Origin of the sequence: Streptomyces sp. NPDC048417, from assembly GCF_040651615.1 — a bacterium.
Lineage (GTDB): Bacteria > Actinomycetota > Actinomycetes > Streptomycetales > Streptomycetaceae > Streptomyces.
Genome location: NZ_JBEZKI010000054.1, coordinates 1 through 17,067 on the forward strand (window position 1 = coordinate 1; position 17,067 = coordinate 17,067).

Genomic DNA, 17,067 nt, shown 5'->3' on the forward strand with positions numbered 1-17,067 from the left:
AAACGCCCGGTTACATTCCGAACCCGGAAGCTAAGCCTTACAGCGCCGATGGTACTGCAGGGGGGACCCTGTGGGAGAGTAGGACACCGCCGAACTCCTTTTAGAGCTCTGGCTCTTGGGCAACAAGCCCAAGAGCCAGAGCTTTTTTGCGTTGAGGTAAGGTCAGGGAGCAAAGTTGGCTCGTTTCCCATCACAGGAGGCCCCCGGGTGGAGGTCCAGGAGACCCGTGTCCAGACGGACCGGGTCCTCACCATCCCGAACATCCTCAGCATGGCGCGTCTCGTCGGCGTACCCGTCTTCCTGTGGTTGATCCTCAGGCCCGAGTTCGGCGGGCCCCAGAGCGACGGCTGGGCGCTGCTGGTGCTCGCCTTCAGCGGCGTCAGCGACTACCTGGACGGCAAGCTCGCCCGACGCTGGAACCAGATCAGCAACCTCGGCCGGCTTCTGGACCCCGCCGCGGACCGGCTCTACATCCTGTCGACGCTGGTCGGACTCACCTGGCGCGAGATCCTGCCGCTCTGGTTGACGGCCGTACTACTTCTGCGCGAGCTGGTGCTGCTGGTGATGGTGGGGGTTCTCCGGCGGCACGGCTATCCGCCGCCGCAGGTGAACTTCCTTGGCAAGGCAGCCACGTTCAATCTGATGTACGCGTTCCCGCTCCTGCTGCTCAGTGACGGGAGCGGCTGGATCTCGTCACTCGCTGCTATTTTCGGATGGGCGTTCGCCGGATGGGGTACAACGCTCTACTGGTGGGCAGGAGTGCTCTACGTGGTGCAGGTCCGTCGTCTGGTTCGTGCGGACTCCACAGCCGATTGAGCCCGGCGATTGTCCGGCCGTAGTGGCTCTCGATGGCCCGCGGCGGAAAAGTGCGGGACAATCTGGACGGGTGAAGTCGGCTAGACCGTCGTCTCTTAGAGGAGGACGCTTCCGACATGAAGGCCGTAGTGATGGCCGGTGGTGAAGGCACACGCCTTCGCCCCATGACCTCCAGCATGCCCAAGCCGCTCCTTCCGGTGGTGAACCGACCGATCATGGAGCATGTGCTACGGCTGCTCAAAAGGCATGGGCTCACCGAGACCGTCGTCACCGTGCAGTTCCTGGCGTCGCTCGTCAAGAACTACTTCGGGGACGGCGAAGAGCTCGGTATGGAGCTCACCTATGCCAATGAGGAGAAGCCACTCGGTACCGCCGGAAGCGTCAAGAACGCCGAAGAGGCGTTGAAGGACGATGCTTTCCTCGTCATCTCCGGCGATGCGCTGACCGACTTCGACCTCACCGAGCTGATCAACTTCCACAAGGCAAAGGGCGCGCTTGTCACGGTCTGCCTGACCCGTGTGCCCAATCCGCTGGAATTCGGCATCACCATTGTCGACGAAGAGGGGAAGGTCGAGCGGTTCCTTGAGAAGCCGACCTGGGGGCAGGTCTTCTCCGACACCGTGAACACGGGTATCTACGTCATGGAGCCCGAGGTATTCGACTATGTCGAGGCCGACGTTCCCGTCGACTGGTCCGGCGATGTCTTCCCGCAGTTGATGAAGGAAGGCAAGCCGATCTACGGCTATGTCGCCGAGGGCTACTGGGAGGACGTAGGCACCCACGAGTCGTACGTGAAGGCGCAGGCCGACGTCCTGGAGGGCAAGGTCGACGTCGACATCGACGGCTTCGAGATATCACCGGGCGTCTGGGTGGCCGAGGGCGCCGAGGTGCATCCCGATGCCGTCCTGCGTGGACCGCTGTACATCGGTGACTACGCCAAGGTCGAGGCCGGCACGGAAATCCGCGAGCACACCGTCGTGGGCTCCAACGTCGTCGTGAAGAGCGGTGCGTTCCTGCACCGGGCCGTGGTGCACGACAACGTCTACGTCGGGCAGCACAGCAATCTGCGGGGCTGCGTCGTCGGGAAGAACACCGACATCATGCGGGCCGCCCGGATCGAGGACGGAGCGGTCATCGGTGACGAGTGCCTGATCGGTGAAGAATCGATCGTGCAGGGCAACGTCCGGGTCTATCCGTTCAAGACCATCGAGGCCGGTGCGTTCGTCAACACGTCCGTGATCTGGGAGTCCCGGGGCCAGGCGCATCTCTTCGGTGCCCGTGGTGTCTCCGGAATCCTGAACGTGGAGATCACGCCGGAGCTGGCCGTACGGCTCGCCGGCGCGTACGCGACCACTCTGAAGAAGGGCTCCACGGTCACCACGGCCCGTGACCACTCGCGGGGTGCCCGTGCGCTCAAGCGGGCGGTCATCTCCGCGCTCCAGGCCAGCGCCATCGACGTACGCGACCTGGAGAACGTGCCGCTGCCGGTGGCGCGGCAGCAGACCGCGCGCGGCAGCGCCGGCGGCATCATGATCCGGACCTCGCCCGGGGTGCCCGACTCCGTCGACATCATGTTCTTCGACGGGCAGGGCGCGGACCTCTCGCAGGCCAGCCAGCGCAAGCTGGACCGGATCTTCGCCCGTCAGGAGTACCGGCGTGCGTTCCCCGGTGAGATCGGCGACCTGTACTTCCCGGCCAGCGTCTTCGACTCGTACACGGGTTCGCTGCTGCGCAACGTCGACATCACCGGGATCGCCGAGGCCGGGCTGAAGGTCGTCGTGGACGCCTCCAACGGCAGTGCCGGGCTCGTTCTGCCCAGCCTGCTCGGGAAGCTCGGCGTGGACTCGCTGACCATCAACCCCGGTCTCAACGAGGCCAGGCCCACGGAGACCGCGGATCAGCGACGATCGGGGCTGGTGCGCCTCGGCGAGATCGTGGCGTCTTCCGGGGCCGCGTTCGGTGTGCGGTTCGACCCGGTGGGCGAGCGGCTGTCCCTGGTGGACGAGAAGGGCCGCATCATCGAGGACGACCGCGCGCTGCTGGTGATGCTCGATTTGGTGGCCGCCGAGCGGCGTAGTGGCCGTGTGGCGCTTCCCGTCACCACGACCCGGATCGCCGAGCAGGTGGCCGCGTACCACGGCACCCAGGTCGAGTGGACGACCACCTCGCCCGACGACCTCACGCGCGTGGGGCGTGAGGAAGGCACCATCTTCGGTGGTGACGGCAAGGGCGGATTCATCGTCCCCGAGTTCAGCAGCGTCTACGACGGTACGGCGGCCTTCGTGCGCCTGATCGGCCTGGTGGCGCGGACACAGCTCACGCTCAGCCAGATCGACGCCCGGATCCCGCGGGCGCATGTCCTCAAGCGGGACCTGGCGACCCCGTGGGCTGTCAAGGGCCTGGTCATGCGGCGTGTCGTCGAGGCGGCCGATGATCGCTTCGTGGACACGACCGACGGGGTCCGGGTCGTCGAGACGGACGGGCGCTGGGTGATGGTGCTGCCCGACCCGGCCGAGGCGGTCACCCACCTGTGGGCCGAGGGACCCGACGACGCCTCCGCGCAGGCCCTGTTGGACGAATGGTCGGCGATCGTGGACAGCGCCGGTCGGTAAAACCGCCGCACGCGCGCGTGCCGGACAAGTGTCCCCCAGGGGGCCCGTCCGGCACGCCGGTGGGGCCGTTCGGAGGTACCGGTCGCAACGTGCGACGATGTGCGGCATGCCGCAGCAACCCCCCGTTCGGAGCAGCGCCACCCGGCCGCAGCGCCCGGACGCCTCCATGTCGTTGATCACCAACGTCATGGACCACAGCCTCGACGACGGGTACGCCGAGGCGGCGGCCCGTAAGCGGGCGCAGGGGGAGGCCGGCGGCATGCCGAAGACCCTCCGGGCCAGGCTGGGCCTCGCCGGCGGTCTGGTGCTCGCGGCCCTGGTGGTGACCGTGGGAGCGGCGCAGGCGCGGGTGACGGCCCCTGTCGTGGCCAAGGAGCGCCAGGAGCTCATCGACCGCATCGACCGTGAGACGACCGCCGCCGACAAGCTGGAGACCAATGTCGACAAGCTGCGGGACGACGTAAGCGCCCGCCAGCGTGCGGCGCTGAAGGAGAGCGGCGGCAGTGGTCAGGCGGACCTGGTGGGCATCCTGTCGGGTGCCACGGCGGTGCACGGCCCCGGGGTGAAGCTGGTCGTGAACGACGCCAAGGAGGCCTCCTCGGGCGGCGACGGCAGCAACCCGCGGGAGACCTCAGGGTTCTCCGACACCGGCCGGGTGCGTGACCACGACATGCAGCGGGTCGTGAACGGGCTGTGGGCCTCGGGCGCCGAGGCGATCGCCATCAACGGGCAGCGGCTCACCGCGCTGTCCGCGATCAGGGCCGCGGGAGACGCGATACTGGTCGACAACAGGCCGCTGGTACCGCCGTACACGGTGCTGGCGGTGGGGGACGGGGAGAGGCTCAGCTCCAGGTTCCAGGACAGCCCCGACGGGCTGTATCTGCATGCGCTGGAGGAGAACTTCGACATCCGGGCGACGATCTCCACGGAGAGTGCCGTCCGGCTGCCCGCCGCACCCAGCGTGATCGTACGTACGGCCCAGCCGTACACCGAGAAGACGGAGAAGGGCACATCGTGATCGCCGTACTGGGCCTCGTCGTGGGCGTCGTGGCCGGACTGTTGGTCCGTCCTGAGGTTCCGGCGGTCGTCGAGCCGTATCTGCCGATCGCCGTCGTCGCGGCGCTCGACGCCGTCTTCGGCGGTCTGCGGGCCATGCTCGACGGGATCTTCGACGACAAGGTCTTCGTGGTGTCGTTCCTGTCCAACGTGGTGGTGGCCGCGCTGATCGTGTTCCTGGGCGACAAGTTGGGCGTGGGCTCGCAGCTGTCCACGGGCGTCGTCGTGGTCCTCGGTATCCGTATCTTCTCCAACGCCGCGGCGATCCGACGGCATGTCTTCCGGGCGTGAGCGGCATGAGCGAACACGAGAAGCATCCGGAACACCGGCTGCGCAGAGAACTGCCGGACGAGGTGCCCACTGCGGCGCCGGAGACCGGATCCGGGGCCGAGCCGAAGCCGGATGCCGGGCTGACCGGCCGCCGACGGCTGATCCAGGGGCTCTGGCCGCCGCGGGTCAGCCGGGCCCAACTGATCGTCGCCGTGCTGCTGTTCGGGCTCGGATTCGGGCTCGCCGTGCAGGTGGCGTCGAACAGCGACAGTGACAGCGCCTTGCGCGGGGCCCGCCAGGAGGATCTTGTTCGCATCCTCGATGAACTGGACGACCGTACTCAGCGTCTTGAGGACGAGAAGACAGGACTTGAAAAGCAGCGCCAGGAGTTGCAGAGCAGTTCCGACCAGGCGGCGGAGGCACGCAGGCAGACGGCCGAGAAGGAGAGGCAACTCGGCATTCTGGCGGGCACCGTCGCGGCGCAGGGTCCTGGCATCACGATGACGGTCGACGACCCGAAGGGGACGGTACAGGCGGACATGCTGCTCGACGCGATCCAGGAGCTGCGCGCGGCCGGCGCGGAGGCGATCCAGGTCAACGGGGTACGAGTGATCTCCGGCACCTACCTCACCGGCTCCGGGAAGAGTGTGAGCGTCGACGGGAACAAGATCACCCAGCCCTACGTTTTCAAGGTGATCGGGAAGCCGCAGGATCTCGAACCGGCTCTCAACATCCCCGGAGGCGTGGTGCAGACCCTGGAGAAGGAGCAGGCGACTGTGACCGTCGAGCGGTCGACCAAGATCGTGGTGGATGCCTTGCGACCGGCGAAGCAGCCTGACTACGCTCGGTCGTCCTCACAGTGAACCGGCGGTGCATGCGGGACGTCCGGCGAGGGCATGAGGATGCGGGGGGTCGGCGCACCGGGAAGCCGGTGCGTGGTGGAAACTGTCTGGTGGATACGGACGTTGTGAGGTTGTCCGGGTCGGCCGGTTTATTCAGTCAGGGTTCGTCCTGCCCCACGGGCGGGTCTGTTTCGGTCAAGGGGAATCGCCCGTGAAGTTGTTTTCGAAGTTGTTCGGCAAGAGCGCGCGAGAGGGTAGCGACAACGCGACCGCCCGTCATCGCGCACAGCCCGACGCGGACGGTCAGCGCCCGCTGTTCCGGGACCAGGTGGCTGGCCCGGGGGGTGACATTTCGGGAGGTCAGGGCGCGCGGTCAGTTGACCCGTCGCAGTCCGGCGGCATAGGTTTCGGGCAACCGTCAACCTCAGGTGCGGGTGGAGGGTTTACCTCCGACCCGTACGCGTCCAACGCCCCGGCGGGGCAGCCGCGGCAGGAGGATCCGTCCATGTCGGCCCTGGTTTGTACGAGGTGCGGTAACCGCAACGCGGAGAACGCCCGCTTCTGTTCCAACTGCGGTGCCCCGCTGCGCGCGGGCGCCGTCCCCGAGCGGGCGTCGGAGACGACGTCCACGATCTCGATCTCCGGCCTGGAGGCCTACGACGCCGAGGTCACCGGCCAGACCCAGGCGCCGGCGCTCTCGCCCGAGGCGCAGGCGGCCGTCGACGCGCTGCCGCTGGGCTCCGCGCTGCTGGTCGTGCGCCGTGGCCCGAACTCGGGCAGCCGCTTCCTGCTGGACAGTGACCTGACCACGGCCGGCCGCCACCCGCAGAGCGACATCTTCCTGGACGACGTGACGGTCTCGCGCCGCCATGTGGAGTTCCGCCGCCAGCCGGACGGTTCGTTCACGGTGGCCGACGTGGGCAGCCTCAACGGCACGTACGTCAACCGGGAGCGCATCGACCAGGTCGCTCTGTCGAACGGTGACGAGGTCCAGATCGGCAAGTACCGGCTGGTCTTCTACGCGAGCCGGCAGGGCATCTGACCCTCCGGACAGCGTCCGGGGACTCCAGGGAAGAAGGTCCATGCTGCACACACCGAGCGGCGGTACCGGTCACGGCACCGCCGCCACGGAAACCGGGCTGATGAGCATCGGCACGGTGCTGAACGTGCTGCGCGACGAGTTCCCCGAAGTCACCATCTCCAAGATCCGCTTCCTGGAGTCGGAGGGGCTGATCGAGCCGCGCCGGACCCCGTCCGGGTACCGCAAGTTCAGTGCCGGGGATGTGGAGCGTCTCGGACACGTCCTGAGGATGCAGCGGGACCACTATCTGCCGCTGAAGGTCATCCGGGAGTACCTGGACGCCATGGCGCGCGGTGAGGCCGTCCAGCTGCCCGTACTGGGACGGCAGCGGGACGGCGAGGCGGTGCCGATGGTCGCCGAGGCCCCCACGGTGGCGCGGATCGGCCGGGACGAGCTGCTCGCGGCCGCCGAGATCGACGAGAACTGCCTGGCGGAGTGGGAGTCGTACGGGCTGCTCGCTCCCCTGGAGGACGGCGTGTACGACGCCGAGGCGGTCACCGTGGCCGCGCTCGTGACCGAGCTGGGCCGGTTCGGGATCGAGCCGCGCCATCTGCGGGTGATGAAGGCCGCCGCCGACCGTGAGGCGGGCCTGGTGGACCAGGTGGTGGCCCCGCTCAAGCGGCACCGCAATCCGCAGACCAGGGCTCATGCCGAGGCCCGTACGAAGGAGCTGGCGGCGCTCACGGTGAGGCTGCATGCCGCACTGGTGCAGACTGCGCTCGGGGTGCGGCTGCCGTGACCATCGTGACAGGACCCGGGCGGAGGCCGGATCGGGCGCGCGTTCAGGGCCCGACTACCCAAACGTCCCGGGCACGGCCTAGGGTTGCTGTGTGAACGAGCTCGATGTCGTAGGTGTCCGGGTGGAAATGCCCTCCAACCAACCGATCGTGCTCCTGCGCGAAGTGGGAGGCGACCGTTACCTCCCCATCTGGATCGGGCCGGGGGAGGCGACGGCGATCGCGTTCGCCCAGCAGGGCATGGCTCCGGCGCGACCGCTGACCCACGACCTGTTCAAGGACGTGCTGGAGGCCGTCGGTCAGGAGCTCACCGAAGTTCGCATCACGGACCTGCGTGAGGGCGTCTTCTACGCGGAGCTGGTCTTCGCCAGCGGTGTCGAGGTGAGCGCCCGTCCGTCCGACGCCATAGCGCTGGCGCTGCGCACCGGAACGCCGATCTACGGGAGCGACACGGTGCTGGACGACGCGGGCATCGCGATCCCGGACGAGCAGGAGGACGAGGTGGAGAAGTTCCGCGAGTTCCTCGACCAGATCTCGCCCGAGGACTTCGGCACCAGCAGCCAGTGAGGGACCCGAGCGGCCCGTCACCCACCCACCAGAGGCCGGTGACGGGCCGGTTCACGGCTGGTCAGGCTCGAAACTCATGGGCAATTGCCAGCGGCCATTGAGAGCGTCCTACGCCTTCCCGCCAGAGCATTCGGCTAGCCTTTCCCCGCGGTGGGGCACGGGAAACCACTCCTAGGGTGATTATCACTCGGCGTGCCGAGTGTGGCGATCGTTGACGCACCCCTGGTGACTGCCTACCGTCGAGAAGGCAGGTCAAGGACGGAGGTCGGCGTGAGAAGCAGCGGCGACGGTACGGCTGGGGGTGCCCCGGGACGCGATCTCGGGGCGAGCGGTCCGTACCGGCCTCACGGCAGCACTGCCGGTCACGCTCCGCAGCGGCCGACGGCAGTGCCGAGCGGCGGAGGGGCGGCGTCCATGATGACCGAGGAGATCGGCTACCGGGGGCCCACGGCCTGTGCGGCGGCCGGCATCACCTACCGGCAACTCGACTACTGGGCCCGCACCGGCTTGGTCGAGCCCAGCGTGCGGCCCGCCTACGGGTCGGGCACCCAGCGCCTGTACAGCTTCCGGGACGTCGTCGTCCTGAAGATCGTCAAACGGTTCCTGGACACCGGGGTGTCCCTCCAGAACATCCGCACCGCCGTCCAGCACCTCAGGGAGCGCGGTTTCCGTGATCTGGAGCGCATGACCCTGATGAGCGACGGCGCCACGGTCTACGAGTGCACCTCGCCCGACGAGGTCCACGCCCTGCTCCAGGGCGGCCAGGGCATCTTCGGGATCGCGGTCGGCGTGGTCTGGCGGGACGTGGAGAGCGCGCTCTCCCAGCTGCACGGCGAGCGGGTCGACACCGGCGAGACCCTGGTCCGGCCCAACCCCGCCGACGAGCTGGCCCGGCGCCGCAACCGGGCGGTCTGAGGTCCTGGCCCGACCCTCCTCGAATTTCTTGAGCCCTGTGTGATGCCCCGGCACGGTTGCGTGCCGGGGCATTGTCAGTGGCGTGGTGCAGCATCGGAGATGTGAGAAACGCGCCCACGATCCTGCATCTCGACATGGATGCCTTCTACGCCTCGGTGGAGCAGGCATCCAAGCCGAGTCTGCGCGGGAAGGCCGTGGTCGTGGGCGGGCTCGGACCGCGCGGTGTGGTGGCCACCGCGTCCTACGAGGCCCGGGTGTTCGGGGTGCACTCCGCGATGCCGATGGCACAGGCACGCAGGTTGGCGCCGAACGCCGCGTACCTGGTGCCGCGCTTCGGGCTGTACCGGTCGATCAGCGAGCAGGTGATGGCGCTGCTGCACGAGCTGTCGCCGCTGGTGGAGCCGCTGAGCCTGGACGAGGCGTTCGTGGACCTGGAGGCGGGCGAGGTGGCCTGGGACGCGGGGTCGGCGCGGCTGGTGGGGGAGAAGCTCCGCGCGGACATACGGGTCGCCACGGGGCTTGCCGGGTCGGTCGGGCTCGCCGCCTCCAAGATGCTCGCGAAGATCGCCTCCGAGCTGGCCAAGCCGGACGGACTGGTGCTGATCGAGCCGGGCACGGAGCGCGCGATGCTCGGGCCGATGTCGGTGCGGACCCTGCCGGGCGTGGGGCCGGCGACGGGGGACCATCTGCGGCGGGCCGGGATCACCACGGTCGACGAGATCGCCGAGGCGGGGGAGGACGAGTTGGTGAGGCTGCTGGGCAAGGCCCACGGGCACGCGCTGTACGCGATGGCGCTGGCGCACGACGAACGGCCCGTGGTCGCCGAGCGGGAGGCCAAGTCGGTCTCCGTCGAGGACACGTACGACGTGGACATCCATGACCGGATGCGAGTGGGGATGGAGGTGCAGCGGCTGGCCGACCGGTGTGTGCGCAGGCTTCGGGGGGCCGGGCTGTCGGGGCGGACCATCGTGCTGAAGGTTCGGCGGTACGACTTCTCGACGCTCACCCGGTCGGAGACGCTCAGAGGGCCGACCGACGACCCGGCGGTGGTGCGGGAGGCGGCCGCGCGGTTGCTGGACTCGGTGGACACGACGGGGGGCGTGCGGTTGCTGGGCGTGGGCGTGTCGGGGCTGGCCGACTACACCCAGGAGGATCTGTTCGCGCAGGCGGCAGGGGAGGCGGCGGAGATCCTGGCGGAGGAGGACGCTGCCGAGCCGGTCGCCGTGCAGGAGGCGGTCGTGGAGCGGAGATGGCCCGCGGGGCACGACGTTCGGCATGCCGAGTACGGGCACGGATGGGTGCAGGGCAGTGGCCTGGGGCGGGTGACGGTGCGGTTCGAGACTCCGTGGGCGGTGGAGCCGGGGCGGGTGCGGACGTTTCGGGTCGATGACCCTGAGCTGGAGCCGGTGGAGCCGCTGCCGCTGGTGCCGGGGGTTCCGGTGGACGGGGTGGGTGCATGACCCGGAGCAGGGCTGGGCCGGGGGTGGAATCACTTACCGCCGCCTGCCGGGTGCCTCGCCCACAAGGGGGTACCCCCAGCGCCCACCCGTGCCGCCTGGGGGTCCCCCCAGGTTTTGCGGGCTCTGGGGGAGGCCCGACTGCCTGCGGCTGGAGAACGCGCACCGTCGGCCGTCAGGCGCCCGCGTCCTCCGTTCCCGCCAGCTTGCCGAAGTCGTGGTCCGGGTGGTCGCGGGGTGGGGCGGTCGTGTCCAGGCCGTAGTGGTGGTAGAGCTGGAGTTCCTGCTCCGGGGACAGGTGGCGGCCCACTCCGAAGTCGGGAGCGTCCTTGATCAGGGCGCGGTCGAAGGGGACCTGGAGGGTGCCCTCGACCAGTTCGCTGGGGTCCAGGGGCACGAAGGCGTCCCGGGAGAACAGGCCGGTGCGTATGGCCGCCCACTCCGGCACGCCGGTCGCGTCGTCGAGGTAGACCTCGTCGATCGTGCCGATCTTGGTGCCGTTGCGGTCGAACGCCTTGCGGCCGATCAGGTTGCGCGGATCGATGTCGGTCTGCACGGGCCCTCCACTTGGTCGCAACTCATCCGTAAGCACTACAAAAGAGCACATTGAAGGAGGCGGCCACTCGAAGGCCCGTGCGTCGCCCTCGCTGGTAGGCTGGCAAGCGGCTGCTGACCCCGTGCGGGAGAGTCCTCCGGACAGACCGGAGGCGCCGAAGGAGCAAATCCTCCCCGGAATCTCTCAGGCTCACGTACCGCACGGACGAGGTCACTCTGGAAAGCAGGGCGGGCGTCGACGACGTTCGCTCTCACCGACGGTGCAAGCCGGATCCCCTGGGCGTCCGGCGAAGCTCTCAGGTTGAGATGACAGAGGGGGAGGCCGTCGGGGTGCCCGTGCCGGGGTACCCCTCGAAGGTCGCGTCAGACCAGGAGGCCTCCGCAATGACCGCCCAGCGTGTTCCGCTCTCCGAGCTCGAACAGGGAATCCCCTTCGAGCAGCGCCATATCGGGCCCGACCACGAGTCCCGGGCCAAGATGCTCGCCCAGGTCGGGTACGGCTCGCTCGACGAGCTGACCGCCGCCGCCGTGCCGGACGTCATCAAGAACGCCGACACCCTGGAACTGCCGGGCGCGCGCACCGAGGCCGAGGTGCTGGCCGAGCTGCGGTCGCTGGCCGACCGGAACCAGGTGCTCGACTCGATGATCGGGCTGGGCTACTACGGCACCTTCACGCCGCCCGTCATCCTGCGCAACGTGATGGAGAACCCCGCCTGGTACACGGCGTACACGCCGTACCAGCCGGAGATCTCCCAGGGGCGGCTGGAAGCGCTGCTGAACTTCCAGACCATGGTCGCCGAGCTCACCGGACTGCCCACCTCCGGCGCCTCGCTGCTGGACGAGGGCACGGCCGCCGCCGAGGCCGTGGCCCTGTCGCTGCGCATGGGCAAGAACAAGAAGGGCGTCTTCGTCATCGACGCGGACGCGTTCCCGCAGACCGTCGCCGTGATCCGGACGCGGGCCGAACCGACCGGGGTCGAGGTCGTCGTCGCGGACCTGAGCGACGGGATCCCCGCGGACCTCGCCGCCCGTGAGATCAACGGCGTGCTCGTCCAGTACCCCGGCGCCTCCGGTGCCGTACGCGACATCAAGCCGCTCGTCGAGCAGGCCCACGAGCTGGGCGCGCTGGTCACCGTCGCCGCCGACCTGCTCGCGCTGACCCTGCTGACCTCGCCGGGCGAGCTGGGTGCCGACATCGCCGTCGGTACGACCCAGCGGTTCGGTGTGCCGATGGGCTTCGGCGGGCCGCACGCGGGCTACATGGCGGTGCGGGAGAAGTTCGCGCGCAGCCTGCCCGGCCGGCTCGTGGGCGTGTCCGTGGACGCCGACGGGCACAAGGCGTACCGGCTCGCGCTGCAGACCCGTGAACAGCACATCCGCCGTGAGAAGGCCACCAGCAACATCTGCACCGCGCAGGTGCTGCTCGCCGTGATGGCCGGCATGTACGCTGTCTACCACGGGCCCGAGGGGCTGAAGGCCATCGCTCGGCGGACCCACCGCTACGCCACGATCCTGGCCGCGGGGCTCAGGGCCGGCGGGGTCGAGCTCGTGCACGGCGCCTACTTCGACACCCTCACCGCGCGCGTGCCCGGCAAGGCCGCCGAGATCGTCGCCACCGCCCGGCAGAGCGGTGTCAACCTGCGGCTCGTGGACGCCGACCACGTCTCCATGGCCTGCGACGAGACCACCGTGCGGGCCCAGCTGGGTGCCGTGTGGGCGGCCTTCGGGGTCGAGGGCGACGTCGAGGCGCTGGACGCGGTCGCCGAGGACACGCTGCCCGAGGCGCTGCTGCGCGGCGACGGCTACCTGGCCCACCCCGTCTTCCACCAGCACCGCTCCGAGACCGCGATGCTGCGCTACCTGCGTCGGCTCGCCGACCGGGACTACGCGCTGGACCGGGGCATGATCCCGCTGGGCTCCTGCACCATGAAGCTCAACGCGACCACCGAGATGGAGCCGGTCACCTGGCCCGAGTTCGGTCAGCTGCACCCCTTCGCGCCCGCCGAGCAGGCGCAGGGCTATCTGACGCTCATCCGTGAGCTGGAGGAGCGGCTCGCCGAGGTCACGGGCTACGACAAGGTGTCGCTCCAGCCCAACGCCGGGTCGCAGGGCGAACTGGCCGGGCTGCTCGCCGTACGCGCCTACCACCGTGCCAACGGCGACGAGCAGCGCACCGTGTGCCTGATCCCCTCCTCCGCGCACGGCACCAACGCCGCCAGCGCCGTCATGGCCGGGATGAAGGTCGTCGTCGTGAAGACCGCCGAGGACGGCGAGGTCGACGTCGAGGACCTGCGGGCGAAGATCGAGCAGCATCGCGACCAGCTCGCCGTGCTGATGATCACCTACCCGTCCACGCACGGCGTGTTCGAGGAGCACGTCGCGGACATCTGCGGTCAGGTGCACGAGGCCGGCGGCCAGGTGTACGTCGACGGGGCGAACCTCAACGCCCTGGTCGGGGTGGCCAAGCCCGGGCACTTCGGCGGCGACGTCTCGCACCTGAACCTGCACAAGACGTTCTGCATCCCGCACGGCGGCGGCGGTCCGGGTGTCGGTCCGGTGGCCGTACGGGCCCACCTGGCGCCGTACCTGCCCAACCACCCGCTCCAGCCGGCCGCCGGACCGGCGACCGGCGTCGGGCCGATCTCGGCCGCTCCGTGGGGCTCCGCCGGGATCCTGCCGATCTCGTGGGCGTACGTCCGGCTGATGGGCGGCGAGGGGCTGAAGCGCGCCACGCAGGTGGCCGTGCTCAGCGCCAACTACATCGCCAAGCGGCTGGAGCCGCACTACCCCGTGCTCTACACCGGTCCCGGCGGGCTGGTCGCGCACGAGTGCATCATCGATCTGCGGCCCCTGACCAAGGCGACCGGCGTGAGCGTCGACGACGTCGCCAAGCGGCTCATCGACTACGGGTTCCACGCGCCGACGATGTCCTTCCCGGTGGCCGGCACGCTGATGATCGAGCCGACCGAGTCCGAGGACCTCGGTGAGCTGGACCGGTTCTGCGAGGCGATGATCGCCATTCGCGCGGAGATCGACAAGGTCGGGGCGGGGGAGTGGCCCGCCGACGACAACCCGCTGCGGGGCGCTCCGCACACGGCCGCCGCGCTCGGTGGGGAGTGGGAGCACGCGTACTCGCGTGCGGAGGCCGTCTTCCCGGCCGGGGTGTCCGCCGCCGACAAGTACTGGCCGCCGGTGCGCCGGATCGACCAGGCCTTCGGAGACCGGAACCTGGTGTGCTCGTGCCCGCCGCTGGACGTGTACGAGGACTGATCCGCGGTACGGATACGAACAACAGAGGCCCCGCTTCGGCGGGGCCTCTCGCGTGCGGTTCCACCCGGGTTCTACGCAGGTTCTACGCGGGCTCTACGCCGGATACGCGTGGGTCCCTGTCGCCTTCACCGTCGCCCAGACCGGGGTGCCCGGGTGCAGGTCCAGTTCGGCGGCGGCGACCGTGGTGAGGTCGGCGGCGAGGGGGAGTTCGCCGGTCAGGTCGGCGCGGATCCGGTCGCCGTGGATCTCCAGGCCGGCGACCTCGCAGCGCCACAGGTTGCGGGCGCTGGCACCGGTGGGGCGGTCCCGGAAGAGAGTGACGGCGCTCGGCGGGAACGCGACGAACACGTCACCGGCGAGGTCGTCCGCGGTGGCGATGGCGGCCCCGGTGTCCAGCCTGACCAGGTGGCCCTCGGCCTCGGCCCGGCCGCGGTAGAGGTTCAGGCCGACCAGGTGGGCGATGTAGTCGGTGCGCGGGTGACGGGCGATGTCGGTGGGAGTGCCCTGCTGGACGATCGCGCCCTGCTCGATGACGATCAGACGGTCGGCCAGCACCATGGCGTCCAGCGGGTCGTGGGTGACCAGTACGGCCATGGCCTCGAACTCGGCCAGGTGACGGCGGAGTCGGGAACGCACGTCCAGTCGGGTGCGGGCGTCGAGGGCGGCGAGGGGCTCGTCCAGGAGCAGCAGGCGGGGGTGGGTGGCCAGGGCGCGGGCCAGTGCGACGCGCTGGGCCTGGCCGCCGGAGAGCCGGCGGGGTTTGGCGCCGGTGTGCTCCGCGAGGCCCATGCGGTCCAGCCAGGCGGCCGCCTGGGCGCGGGCCTCGGCCTTTGTCGCGCCGTGGCAGCGGGGGCCGAAGGCGACGTTGTCGAGGGCCGTGAGGTGGGGGAAGAGGAGGTAGTCCTGGAAGACGACGCCCACCGGGCGGGATTCGGGGGGCGTGCGGTCCAACTCCGTGCCGTCCAGGCGGAGATGGCCGGCGGTGAGGGGGGTGAGGCCGGCCAGGGCCCGGAGGGCGGTGGTCTTGCCGGCGCCGTTGGGGCCGAGGAGGGCGACGACCTCGCCGGGGGCGGCGGTGAGGGTGATGTCGATGTGGAAGGTGGGGCGGGTGACGACGAGGCGGGCGTCCAGGCCGTCGGACGCTGCGGGGCTCGGATGGGTCATGAGGCTGTCATCCAGCGGTCCCGCAGGCCCGCCAGTACCGCGATCGAGACGGTCAGCAGGACCAGGCTGAGGGCGATCGCCGCGTCGGGGTCGTTCTGGAGGGCCAGGTAGACCGCGAGCGGCATGGTCTGGGTGCGGCCCGGGAAGTTGCCGGCGAACGTGATCGTCGCGCCGAACTCGCCGAGTGCGCGGGCCCAGGCCAGTACCGAGCCGGCCGCGATGCCCGGGGCGATGAGGGGGAGCGTGACCCTGCGGAACGCCGTGAAGCGGGACGCGCCCAGGGTCGTCGCCGCCTCCTCGTAGCGCGGGTCGGCGGCGCGCAGCGTGCCCTCGACGCTGATCACCAGGAAGGGCATGGCCACGAAGGACTCGGCGATCACCACCGCGGTCGTCGTGAACGGGAGCGTGATCCCGAACCAGGAGTCCAGCCACTGCCCGACGACGCCGTTGCGGCCCAGGGCGAGGAGCAGGGCCACACCGCCGACCACCGGGGGGAGGACCAGGGGGAGTGTCACCAGCGCTCGTACCAGGCCTCGGCCGGGGAAGTCCGTGCGGGCCAGCAGCCAGGCCAGCGGGACGCCGAGGACCACGCTCACGGCAGTCGCCGCGGTCGCGCTGAGCAGCGAGAGCTGGAGGGCCTGCCACACCTCCGTGCTGGTCAGCAGCGACGGGAGGCTGCCCCAGGGGGCGCGCAGGAGCAGGGCGACCAGGGGCAGGAGGAGGAAGGCCAGGGCTACCGCTCCGGGGAGGAGGAGCGGTAGCGGCACGGTGGACCGGACGCGCCGGCGCCGTGGGCCGCCCGTGACGGCGACGGTCCCGGCGCCCTGCTCGTCGACTTTCGTCACGGCTTGAGGAACCCGGCCTGGTTCAGGACCTGCTGGCCCTCGGCGGACTGCACCAGCGCGATGAACGCCTTGGCCAGCGTCGGGTTCGGGGCGTTCTTCAGCAGGGCGATCGGGTAGTCGTTGATGGCGTCGGCGGACTCGGGGAACTCCACGCCCTCCACCTTGTCACCCGCGGCCTTCACATCGGTCTTGTAGACGACCGCGGCGTCGGCCTCCTTGAGGACCACCTTGTTGAGGGCGGACTTCACGTCCTCCTCGTAGGAGACCGGGGTCAGCTTGAGCTTGCTGGCGTCCAGGGCCTTCTGCGCGGCGGCGCCGCACGGCACCGTCTTGTCGCAGAGGACCACCTTCAGCGAGGACTTGGTGAGGTCATCGAGCGAGGCGACCTTGTCGGGGTTGCCCGGCAGGGTGGCGATCTCCAGCTGGTTGCGGACGAAGGTGGCCGGCGTGGTGGCGGTGTCCTTCTTGTCCGTCACGATCGCCATCGTCTTGGGGCTGGCGGCGGCGAAGACGTCGGCGGGGGCGCCGCTGGTGATCTGCGCGGCGAGGGTGTCACTGCCGCCGAAGCTGAAGTCGACCTTCGTCCCCGGGTGGGCCTTCTCGAAGTCCGCCTTCAGCGTCGTGAAGCTCTCCTTGAGGGAGGCCGCCGCGAACACGGTGATCGAGCCCGACAGCTTGGGTGACGCCGACGACGAGGTGTCCGACTTCGTCGTCGCGGACGAGTCGTCGTCCGAGGAGGAGCAGGCGCTCAGGGCCAGCAGGGCCGCGACCGAGGCACCGGCCACCTGAAGCGTCCGCCGGGTCCGGCGCGCGGAACGGGTCATCACGAGTGAACTCCTCTGAATCCAGATGAAAAAGCTGTCGCGCCCTGGTGCGACCT

The 17,067-nt window shown here is 69.7% G+C and carries 15 protein-coding genes, 1 rRNA gene and 1 riboswitch; of the genes, 12 read left to right on the forward strand and 4 right to left on the reverse strand.

From position 1 onward, the window contains the following. The 11 genes from rrf to AB0D59_RS48550 form a co-directional block, all read left to right on the forward strand. Positions 1 to 95 (forward strand): 5S ribosomal RNA (gene rrf, locus AB0D59_RS48500); the annotation flags it as partial. Positions 96 to 207: 112 nt separating this feature from the next. Next, positions 208 to 816, forward strand: a complete 609-nt coding sequence (locus AB0D59_RS48505) for a CDP-alcohol phosphatidyltransferase family protein (RefSeq protein ID WP_362578771.1) — start codon at positions 208 to 210, stop codon at positions 814 to 816. 116 nt (positions 817 to 932) lie between these two features. Then, positions 933 to 3,428, forward strand: a complete 2,496-nt coding sequence (locus tag AB0D59_RS48510; RefSeq protein WP_362578774.1) for a mannose-1-phosphate guanyltransferase — start codon at positions 933 to 935, stop codon at positions 3,426 to 3,428. A gap of 106 nt (positions 3,429 to 3,534) precedes the next feature. Next, positions 3,535 to 4,446, forward strand: a complete 912-nt coding sequence (locus tag AB0D59_RS48515; protein ID WP_362578777.1) for a DUF881 domain-containing protein — start codon at positions 3,535 to 3,537, stop codon at positions 4,444 to 4,446. Next, positions 4,443 to 4,775 carry a small basic family protein gene (locus AB0D59_RS48520; RefSeq protein ID WP_046727248.1) on the forward strand — a complete coding sequence of 111 codons (333 nt, stop codon included), beginning with the start codon at positions 4,443 to 4,445 and terminating at the stop codon, positions 4,773 to 4,775. Before AB0D59_RS48515 ends, AB0D59_RS48520 begins: the two co-directional genes overlap by 4 nt. A gap of 5 nt (positions 4,776 to 4,780) precedes the next feature. Beyond that, on the forward strand, positions 4,781 to 5,617 hold the full coding sequence (locus AB0D59_RS48525; RefSeq protein ID WP_362578780.1) for a DUF881 domain-containing protein: 837 nt from the start codon (positions 4,781 to 4,783) through the stop codon (positions 5,615 to 5,617). Between the two features lie 190 nt (positions 5,618 to 5,807). Continuing rightward, positions 5,808 to 6,638 (forward strand): FHA domain-containing protein, encoded by an 831-nt coding sequence (locus AB0D59_RS48530; protein ID WP_352226331.1) that lies wholly within the window; start codon positions 5,808 to 5,810, stop codon positions 6,636 to 6,638. 40 nt (positions 6,639 to 6,678) lie between these two features. Continuing rightward, positions 6,679 to 7,416: a MerR family transcriptional regulator gene (locus AB0D59_RS48535; RefSeq protein ID WP_362578783.1), complete on the forward strand. Its 738-nt coding sequence runs from the start codon at positions 6,679 to 6,681 to the stop codon at positions 7,414 to 7,416. Between the two features lie 91 nt (positions 7,417 to 7,507). Beyond that, entirely contained in the window at positions 7,508 to 7,981 is a 474-nt protein-coding gene (locus AB0D59_RS48540) for a bifunctional nuclease family protein (protein WP_026253112.1), read from the forward strand. Between the two features lie 270 nt (positions 7,982 to 8,251). Beyond that, the gene (locus AB0D59_RS48545; RefSeq protein ID WP_362578786.1) at positions 8,252 to 8,896 is read left to right on the forward strand and encodes a MerR family transcriptional regulator; all 645 of its coding nucleotides are present in this window, start codon (positions 8,252 to 8,254) and stop codon (positions 8,894 to 8,896) included. Positions 8,897 to 8,997: 101 nt separating this feature from the next. Continuing rightward, positions 8,998 to 10,356, forward strand: a complete 1,359-nt coding sequence (locus AB0D59_RS48550) for a DNA polymerase IV (RefSeq protein ID WP_362578789.1) — start codon at positions 8,998 to 9,000, stop codon at positions 10,354 to 10,356. Between the two features lie 172 nt (positions 10,357 to 10,528). Here the strand turns inward: AB0D59_RS48550 and AB0D59_RS48555 are convergent, their stop codons facing one another. After that, entirely contained in the window at positions 10,529 to 10,909 is a 381-nt protein-coding gene (locus AB0D59_RS48555) for a PRC-barrel domain-containing protein (RefSeq protein WP_362578792.1), read from the reverse strand. A gap of 114 nt (positions 10,910 to 11,023) precedes the next feature. Then, positions 11,024 to 11,118, forward strand: a riboswitch (glycine riboswitch). 174 nt (positions 11,119 to 11,292) lie between these two features. Here AB0D59_RS48555 and gcvP point away from each other — a divergent pair. Further along, a complete protein-coding gene (gene gcvP, locus AB0D59_RS48560) occupies positions 11,293 to 14,178 on the forward strand; it encodes an aminomethyl-transferring glycine dehydrogenase (protein WP_362578795.1) in 2,886 nt (961 codons plus the stop codon). A 93-nt stretch (positions 14,179 to 14,271) separates the two neighbouring features. On the opposite strand, the gene AB0D59_RS48565 is transcribed toward gcvP, so the two are convergent. From AB0D59_RS48565 to modA, 3 genes are read right to left on the reverse strand one after another with little or no spacing between them, the layout of a single operon-like run. Further along, complete coding sequence (locus tag AB0D59_RS48565; protein WP_362578798.1) at positions 14,272 to 15,342, reverse strand: ABC transporter ATP-binding protein; 1,071 nt, start codon at positions 15,340 to 15,342, stop codon at positions 14,272 to 14,274. Then, a complete protein-coding gene (locus AB0D59_RS48570) occupies positions 15,339 to 16,187 on the reverse strand; it encodes an ABC transporter permease (protein WP_362578801.1) in 849 nt (282 codons plus the stop codon). The genes AB0D59_RS48565 and AB0D59_RS48570 overlap by 4 nt, the downstream gene beginning before the upstream one ends. After that, a complete protein-coding gene (gene modA / locus AB0D59_RS48575) occupies positions 16,184 to 17,011 on the reverse strand; it encodes a molybdate ABC transporter substrate-binding protein (protein WP_362578804.1) in 828 nt (275 codons plus the stop codon). The genes AB0D59_RS48570 and modA overlap by 4 nt, the downstream gene beginning before the upstream one ends. Between the last annotated feature and the right edge of the window lie 56 nt (positions 17,012 to 17,067).